Below are 259 nucleotides of genomic sequence, written 5' to 3' on the forward strand. Positions count from 1 at the left end.
GAGACGGGACCACGGTCGGAATCACTGGCATGACGGCGCGCCAGGCCGACGCGCTGCGAAGGCTGTTTCGCCCGTTCTGTCCCTCACATTGTCGACTGTTGTTCAAGGTCACGTTCACGGGCGTCGTCTACGGCGGCGGCTGGCACTACGGCGACAGCACGAAGTTCGGCGGCAAGACCGCAAACATTTGGATCAAGGGCTAACCTATGAGCGGAACCATTACCGAATCCGAAGTTTATTCGCCGTCGGTTACGTCGAT

1 protein-coding gene is annotated in these 259 nt (G+C 59.5%); it reads left to right on the top strand.

Annotation, left to right across the window (positions count from 1 at the left end; all coding sequences use genetic code 11):
- On the top strand, positions 1 to 203 hold a 203-nt coding region (locus P9228_RS30890), incomplete at its 5' end, for a hypothetical protein (protein ID WP_278057061.1).
- Positions 204 to 259: the final 56 nt, after the last annotated feature.

Origin of the sequence: Mesorhizobium sp. WSM4898 (assembly GCF_029625845.1) — a bacterium.
GTDB lineage: Bacteria > Pseudomonadota > Alphaproteobacteria > Rhizobiales > Rhizobiaceae > Mesorhizobium.